The following is a 7,886-nucleotide window of genomic DNA, read 5'->3' as shown; positions in this document are numbered from 1 at the left end:
GTGGGTACTTCAAAGGAAGTATGTTCGGCCTTCCCGGCCCAGACCAGCTGCGGGTCCAGATGGGGATCATAAGCATAGCTCTTCTTGCCGCTGTCCTGGTCAGTATCCGGAGTCACCAGGCCCACAGGCGGATTATTCACCCGCTCCTTGTCCTCATGCCGGTAGGATTCAATCTCCTTCTTCCTCCCGCCCTTCTTGCTTGAAGTCATGGAATGTGCCTTTGGTTTGATTTGATGTGGTTGTATATCGTGATGAAGTTCTGTATGTTTGGTTGTATAACGTCGGCTTAACCCGACGGCTTTGGAGCGCCCAAAGGGCGCGGAAAAGACGGTCGGGTTCAAGTTAGATCATGGTGGACGACCTCCCAGGCGTGCCCCACCTCTTAGGCTTCAGCAGGGACTCCATGACCCTCTACAGAGGCAATAATAGACCCTAGCGGGACACAAAAAGCCGTCTCTTCGTCGGCAGCAGAATTTTCGAAGCACATGGCCCGAACAACAGGGGCGACCAAACCGAGGAATCGATCCAGCTCTTTACGTTTTATCTGCATACCGTCATAGGTGCTCTGCTTAAAGACAATCCTTAGCTCGCCCTTTCCAGCCCCTCTATAATTGAATTCCTTTGTTATTTTTTCAGGACCCGTCCAATAAAAACCACCTGAGCTAATCCCACCCTTTGGCCCACAATGGATATCTACCAGGTAAGCGTTGTTCGGCAGCTCAGGCCAGCCTTCGTAGAATTCCAGCGCTCCATCCTCAGCTACACCTTCGCTCTTCTTCCAGCGCAAAAATGCATTATCAGCCTCAACGCTCGCATGCTCACGATACACTGCGAGGTGTATTGGACGGTCTAGCACGAACTCAGGGTTTGACAATATATGGGCGAACAGACCTGTGTCAGACCTAGGGCTAGCACCCGAAGGCCTCGTAGATCTTCGCGCCTTCCAACGCATTTCTGCAGCAAGCAGATCCTCAACCCCGATGCTAACCGCTTTTTGCCAAAGGTCCCTGAACCAGGCACCGGCCGTCTCTACTACAGTGGGATCTTCGCTGAAGATACCTGCCTCATACCAGCGAGCGGCTTCCGCACTCTCCAGCCCCAGGCCGTTAGCAGAAATATTGGCTGACCCAGTCAAGACACGCCCCCCTGACAAGATCACTTTTGCGTGCAGGCTTGACAGGGTTCTAACCTCGAAAGATCGGTTTTCCAAGAGTGTCTTGACAACTGCCGGATTTGTCGCTCCGCTCTCCAAGTTGCATATCACTCGTCCACCCGTAGAGTTGCTCAATAGGCGTTCGGCGTCCGCACCCAGAAATGCTACCGCTACATCCACCGGCCTTGGCGCAGAAACAAACTCGCGAACTAAGCGAGTGTATTCATCCCCAAACACGAACATTGCCACTTCCCCATTTCTGTTAATGGATCTAACCAGTTTGTATGTTGTTTCCTGATAACTACCAACAAGCTTTAAGCTGGGCAATTACAAATTTGTTTTTTAAGAATTCTATATTGATATCATGATAAATATTTATACAGTTAAGGTTAACATGAAAAATAGCCTCCAGATCTGGAAAACAGCTTTAAGACCCTTTTAAACCAAGATTCCATCAGCAGGCAGAGAGTCAGATTGAGTACCAAGTAGTCATGGCACTTGACCAAAGCCTTCGCAGGATAGTCTGCATACAGCCGTGGTTCATTCAGCACATTTCAAATCTTGATTGAAATTTTCAATTAGCAGGGGTTTGCGGGCTTTGGGGCAAGGGAGAAGCTACTTTTCACGGCAAGATCATGAGCTAAGGCCCGGTGGTTTTACTTTTCCTGAATTATTACCAACGCCTAAAATACAAGTCAATCAGCCCTGCCAGGGCGAATAGCCTTGGGCCGCCAAAAGGATTGCAGGATTTGTTGTCCACGGTTGTTTCTTGGGGGCGTTTTTTACCCTTTAATCCGGGCTTACTGCTTCAAAGGCGCGGCAAACGCCCTGCTTCGCAGGGGAGTACTTCATTTGAAAGACCATTGCCTCGGGAGCGGTCGCATGTCACGTATTAATGTTTTAAACCATATTTCTTGACTGTTTTTTCCACGGTTTCGCACCAATAAACCAGGGATTCAATTTCTTTATCAGTCAGCATCCAGGTAATGTGGCACTTGAGATCCCGCCCTGCAGGGACGAAAAGACCGGTGTCTTCAGCCTGTTTTCGCAGTGCCTGGATGGCTTCTTCAGGTACAGCGGTCTTTTTTTCAACCCCTCCCCGGTCGCGGAGGGTGGTGCGCAGGGTCTGCTTGTAGACCGAATCCGGCGGATAGACAAAGCAGATGGCAACCCGGGTTCCATCAATATCCACATTGAGAGAAAAACCTTTGGTACCCCAGTGAATAGGCATGGATTTGTTACGGGCCAGTTCAAGAATGCTGCTGAAAACGGGGCGACCATTATCATCAAGGGAGGCCAGAAATTCCTCTTCAGTGACCACGGGCAAAGAGCCGGAGCTTACTTGAGAGGGTCTTTCGGATTCCCTCCCGACTACAATTTCTTGAGAAAGGAGTCTTTTCCCTCCTTCAGACTGAAAAAATGTGAACTCCACACAGGTTATCCTGATGCCTTTAGAGCGCAAGAAGGCCGAGGTTTGTCTGATCTCCGGGGTAATGCGTTGTCCCACTATAACAATGCGCTGATCCTTGTTGAAGGCCACTGCCTCCTCCGGGCTCAGCCCGAAATATTCCCTGTGATGCTCTGCCAGGTTCAGGGACTCGTCGTTAAGATAGGACCTGAGAATATCTTCAAGCTGAGCGGAATCCAGACGTTCGGCAAAAGAGGCATATTCCAGCAGCTGGGCGATTGTATCCCTGGGAGTCTTGTCCCTTTTTAGCTCCACCACTACCAGGTCCCCTCCGCGGTCCAGCCCGAGAAGGTCGATGAACCCACCGAGACTGGTGCTCACCTGCCGACCGATAATCAGAACTTTTCCGTCCTCAATAATACCATCCGGGCTGGATTCCAGCCAGTCCTCCAGGATTTTTTCCTCGTGCTCCACCTGAAAGGGAGTTTGCACGAACTCCTTGAACCTGCCGTCAGGCTGAATACTGAACACTCTCATCTTCTTTCTCTCGGACTAGAAGCAGGCCTTTTTCTGCTTCCCGGTAAAAACAGTGCATTTAAGAAAGTGAGTTGGTCAACAGCTACCTTTGTTCACACTATGATAATCAGATCCATTTGGCGGATCACCTCACCCGGTATTCGCGGATCATGGTAGGAGCATTACGCGTTTGTGTACACGTCCATTACGCTCCCTCAAAATTTGGTTTCTCGACGCAGGTCCATGGCATTTAGCAGTTTTGAAATCAACCATTATTCCTTTTCAAACGCCCCCCTAACGTGGGATACTTCCTTTATCATTTACTGAAGTCATCAATACAAGTCATATACAGGTCGAAAATTCTTTCAATCTGTTCGATGGTAAAACAAATAACTGGTCTGAGCGTGACATACTCAAAGTTAGAAAACTTTCTGAACCGGGTGTCGTGATCCTTTGAATCGGCGAAGCTCGGCCCATAATGGGCAAGATGGTTCCTTACATCTTGGAGAATTAATAGGTCTTTCCAGTGGCTAGCATTTTTGTCAATGTCCTTTCCTAACACCTTGATTGCATACGTCAAAGATCTTGCGACTCCACGGTCTTTCAAATCAGAAGGCGACAGTGCCACGTTGCGCTTTTCTCGCTCCATGAGCACAAGCTCATCAAGATTCTGTTCGATAGTTGCATAAGAAGCGATGAAGACGGCTCTCATCAGGCTTTGCCTGGTTGCGTTCAAATTGCCAGTCACGTTTCTCGCATCATTCGTCCCAACACCTGGAATCTTTGCTGCCAGATGTTCATCGGCCACTTTAATTGCTTCCAGAAGATACGCAAGGTCGATAAACGACAGGAACCTTGGAACACTGAGAGTGGTGTCTTCTGATTGCATCATAGTGTCTCTGCTGGCCTAACTTATTCATCCATCAGCATTTTTCTGATTACTGGAAGCATGGCATCGTCTCCTCCAGGTATGATTCCGGTTACATACCACTCAATCCACTCCAAAACTACAGCAAGTGCTTTTTCAGACAGTTCAAAATGAGTCGGTTGAAAAGCGATATGGTGAGTGCTCATGGGCATCAGATGGTCCAAACGTAAAACGGATTCATCTACCCCGTCCAGCGGCAGCTTGTCCCAGATAAATCTGGGATACTCGCACTGTTTTATCCGGTTAACCAGCTTTTGAGGATATCCCGCGCGTTTGCCGGTACCCTGGTCCACGCCATAGTACGGAGCAACCAAGGCTGTGGGCCTGACAAGTCGTTTCGGCTTTCCCGGACTTAATTTTTGAGAATTGTCTTCATATGGCGGGACGAGCAAGAGCACGGGCCGTCGCTTAGCTCTATATACAGCCAATATCTCCCTGTTGAAGATAGGGAGGCCCGCAACCGGAAGCCTGGCTCTTTGAAATAACCGATCTGTATTGACTGGAACAATTTCACAATCAACCAGATTATGTTCGGTTGCCTCTGCCCTACCTTTGGGGACCAAGGCCTTGGGAACCTGGTCCACATGGGGTATAAAAGCCCATAATAGCATGCCGGGCCTTAAACCCGGCGCTTGATTTTCCACCCACCAGGGAGAGATAAGCTCTTGCGGGGTGTTATTCGGATAGGTCGGGATCATGGCGAGCCCTGGACTTCCATAAATCAGGATGAATAGAGGCGGTAAAACTACTCTCAGGTATCTCTTCGCAGGCCAGGGAATCAAGCCAGGCCACTCCTTCATGATATACTTCGTCGTATCTTGAAGGCGGCTGTGTAGAATCTCGTTCCTGATGCTTTATCCTGTCCTGTTTTTTCTGAAAACGTTTTTGCAACTCTTCCTTCAATTCGGCAATCTTTTTATTTCTGCGCTTTTGTTGCCCTTGGGAAAAGGGTCGGGATATGTCCAGTTCATCTTCTTCAGGATCCCTGTGCAATTTCTGGAAGCTACTGAAATCCAGTTCTTCCCCGGGTGCGGCCCGCAGCATGGGCTCGGTTCTGTAAACATAATCCAGCAATCCTGCTGTGTCGCTGCCGAATCTTCGAACAGCATCCTTGATGGTCAGGGCAGGCAAAAAGTTCAGATCGCCCTGGAGACGGTCAGCAAGCTCAAGGTCGGTATTGCGCCAGCGGAAATAATCATCCTGATATTGTCCGGAGATCTGCTTTTGCTCTGCACCTATGGCCGCCAAAGCCGTGTCGATTTCCAAGAAAACGTCTTCGCACCATGGTCCAAATTTATGGAAACGCCAAGGTATACCGGTGTAAGTTTCACCGCCATGCACTTCTGCATAGGCAAGATCAGCTAGATAGACATATTTAATTAGATGAATAGGCCCAAGTTCTCTCTGGTCCCAATTCTCGTTTTGAGAAGCCTCAGCCAGAGCGTATTGCAGAAGCTTATGTATTCTGGATTTGTTCATGAAAAGGATTCCGGGGGTATTTATATCTGGAATGGAATATCAACCAACTACATTTTCAGATAACAACGGTCCTTATTGGTGTCAATTAACCTTTTGTCCCATCTTGTCCGAATTGGAGGCGACAAATTGGCACCTCCAATCAGCAAATTCTTCTGTGTTCTTGTCCGGCTGATTGAAAAAATAATCGTTTGATTGAAATTTTCTACAATATTTGTGAAATGGGATATGCAGAATACCAATATAAACCATCACTTTCTGCTATGCTTTTGTCCAGATTGTCGGCTGTGGTAGTCTGCTGGCTTTTATCAAGCTGGTGCTCCCGTGCCAGGCCGGATTTTGGAACTCAGGCAAATTTATATGGAAAAATGGACAATAAATCTGCAATCTGTGCCCGGTTCCAACCGGATTTTTCCAAAGGCAGAGAAAAATGATCTCCAACCGGCTCACTGTACGGACCTGACGGTAATCTTTCCTCCCTCCTGAAACATCCTCAAAAAAGCTTTGCCAATACTCCCTGCCAGGCACACCGGGCTTCATGAACAATGGATAGAGATCCACCATGCTCATCTCTCACCAACGCCTCTATTCACGGCTTTCTGGTCAACTCTATGCTTGTGGGTTAGGCATGCATTATCGTGTCTCATTCATAACGCCTCGTAGTATCTCCGAATCAGTGCAGCCATCAATTTTCGCCGTTCTTCCAGAAACTCCCGGTAATTTCCGGCGGTGACCTCCCCGATAAAATCAGGAATCGCATTTTCCGCCAGATTAGCATCCAGGTCCGCTTTATCCGTTATCTCGCCAAGCCGCAGTTCGCCGGTGGAAATCTGATCATCAACCCAGGCCATGTATTCCTTTGGCGGATGATCCTTGATCGCAATATTGATCGGCGTCTCGGTAAGGGCAAAGTTCGCGACCTGGTTGTAGTCGTCCTGCTTGGGAAATCCATTCTTGATGAGATGATTTTTGGGCACGATATGATGCAGGTCACCGTGACCTTCGATCATCAGGGCTACATTGATCGACTTGGACAGAAACCCGCGGCCCCCAGTGTACACACGTGCCGCCAGGTAGGTCTGGAAAGCCGGGTTGCGCTTGCTGGGCGTGTTGAGTTCCTGAGGCAGGGCGACATTCCAAAATCCATCACCGAGTTCGGATTCTTCGAGCATCCCCAGGTAACGCTCGGCCCCAGCTTCACGTATCCGTCTCAGATCGGTCTCCCAGGTCGCTTCAAAACCTCCGACAGCCCTGCCCGACAGCAGGGTGAGCACAAACCAGCGTTTAATGATTCTGGCCCGTTGCCCCTCGGACAGCTCGTTGTTTTGACGTAGCAAGAGGTATAGCGCGTAAGCGAAGTTCAAAGCGTTTTTTGATCCAATCATGCTGGCGTCTATGAACCCGGCGGACTTGATCATCATCACGAAATTTTGCAGGTGGTTTTTTCTGACCAGTTGATCTAGGGCGTTCCCAAATCGCTGATAGGCACTCGGAATCCGTGATTCATCTATTTTTCGGGTTTCCGGGTCCAGGCCGGAAAGCTCGCTTACAATGGCACCTGCCCTGCCTCGTCTGAACCCAACCAGGCCGGCGATCCGGATCACATCGGTGTATTGGGGCTGGAATATTTCATCTGATTGATTTTTCAGCCACTCGATCTTTTGAAGATGTTCCGTAGAGGCGAACTCCTTGTCGTTTTCTTCGATGTCTGCAAAGGCGTGTCCCGCAACGGCCAAATGGCAGAAGTAGTCGATCAGTTTGCGCAGATTTCTCCCTTCATCCCCATAGGTGGCAATCTTGCTCATGACGAAATCCGCGCTTGAAAGCGGTACGCCCTTGGCATTGATGCGAACGAATATCTCGGCCACTGTCTCGACGTCCAGGTCATCCGCCAGCGAAATGACCCCAACCTGGGCGTGCTCGATTGCCGCAAGTTTTGTTACCGAGGTCTCGACCTTGCCCTCATCGGCATCCGGATTTTTCTTGAAATAATGACGCAGGAAGGTCAGTTGGCTGGTGCCGGAATAGAATTCGCTGATGTCGTGGATCCACTGGCTGCTCTTGCGGATCGCGGGGGTTTGCGTGGCGAATTCCTCGGTTAGAGGATTAAACGAGATGGAGATCCGCTTTTTCTGATAACGGTTACCTACGACGGGCTGCCCGGCAATCGCGGCGCGCAGAGCGGTCACCCTCTGTTGACCATCGATCAAAATCTGCTGATGCGCGGCTACTTCACCACCCTTGAGTTTCGCCCCGACTGATTGCCAGGTGATCAAGTAACCCACTGGATAGCCGTTGTACAGGGAGTCCATCAGGTCGCGAACCTGCCACGTTTTCCAGACAAACGGGCGCTGCAGTTCGGGGATGGCGATCTTATCGCTGCGCACGTCAGCCAGCACCTGACT

At 49.6% G+C, this 7,886-nt stretch carries 7 protein-coding genes; all 7 read right to left on the bottom strand.

Features of this window, described 5'->3' with window-relative positions:
* On the bottom strand, positions 1-209 hold a 209-nt coding region (locus QZP87_RS06245), incomplete at its 3' end, for a hypothetical protein (protein ID WP_291322065.1).
* 173 nt (positions 210-382) lie between these two features.
* A complete protein-coding gene (locus QZP87_RS06240) occupies positions 383-1,396 on the bottom strand; it encodes a phospholipase D family protein (RefSeq protein ID WP_291322064.1) in 1,014 nt (337 codons plus the stop codon).
* 649 nt (positions 1,397-2,045) lie between these two features.
* Entirely contained in the window at positions 2,046-3,098 is a 1,053-nt protein-coding gene (locus QZP87_RS06235; RefSeq protein ID WP_291322063.1) for an endonuclease NucS domain-containing protein, read from the bottom strand.
* Positions 3,099-3,393: 295 nt separating this feature from the next.
* Positions 3,394-3,969 carry a hypothetical protein gene (locus QZP87_RS06230; protein ID WP_291322062.1) on the bottom strand — a complete coding sequence of 192 codons (576 nt, stop codon included), beginning with the start codon at positions 3,967-3,969 and terminating at the stop codon, positions 3,394-3,396.
* 20 nt (positions 3,970-3,989) lie between these two features.
* Positions 3,990-4,319, bottom strand: coding sequence for a hypothetical protein (locus QZP87_RS06225; protein ID WP_291322061.1), 330 nt, complete (start codon positions 4,317-4,319; stop codon positions 3,990-3,992).
* Positions 4,320-4,680: 361 nt separating this feature from the next.
* Positions 4,681-5,484, bottom strand: a complete 804-nt coding sequence (locus QZP87_RS06220) for a hypothetical protein (protein WP_291322060.1) — start codon at positions 5,482-5,484, stop codon at positions 4,681-4,683.
* A gap of 644 nt (positions 5,485-6,128) precedes the next feature.
* A partial coding sequence (locus QZP87_RS06215; RefSeq protein WP_291322059.1) for a DUF262 domain-containing protein occupies positions 6,129-7,886 on the bottom strand: 1,758 nt, incomplete at its 5' end.

The organism is Desulfonatronospira sp. (genome assembly GCA_003563255.1).
GTDB lineage: Bacteria > Desulfobacterota > Desulfovibrionia > Desulfovibrionales > Desulfonatronovibrionaceae > Desulfonatronospira.
This window is presented reverse-complemented; position numbering and strand designations above follow the sequence as displayed.

Coding starts and splice junctions, on each gene's coding strand:
- QZP87_RS06240 (WP_291322064.1), bottom strand. CDS start 1,396: ATGTTCGTGTTTGGGGATGAATACACTCGCTTAGTTCGCGAGTTTGTT.
- QZP87_RS06235 (WP_291322063.1), bottom strand. CDS start 3,098: ATGAGAGTGTTCAGTATTCAGCCTGACGGCAGGTTCAAGGAGTTCGTG.
- QZP87_RS06230 (WP_291322062.1), bottom strand. CDS start 3,969: ATGATGCAATCAGAAGACACCACTCTCAGTGTTCCAAGGTTCCTGTCG.
- QZP87_RS06220 (WP_291322060.1), bottom strand. CDS start 5,484: ATGAACAAATCCAGAATACATAAGCTTCTGCAATACGCTCTGGCTGAG.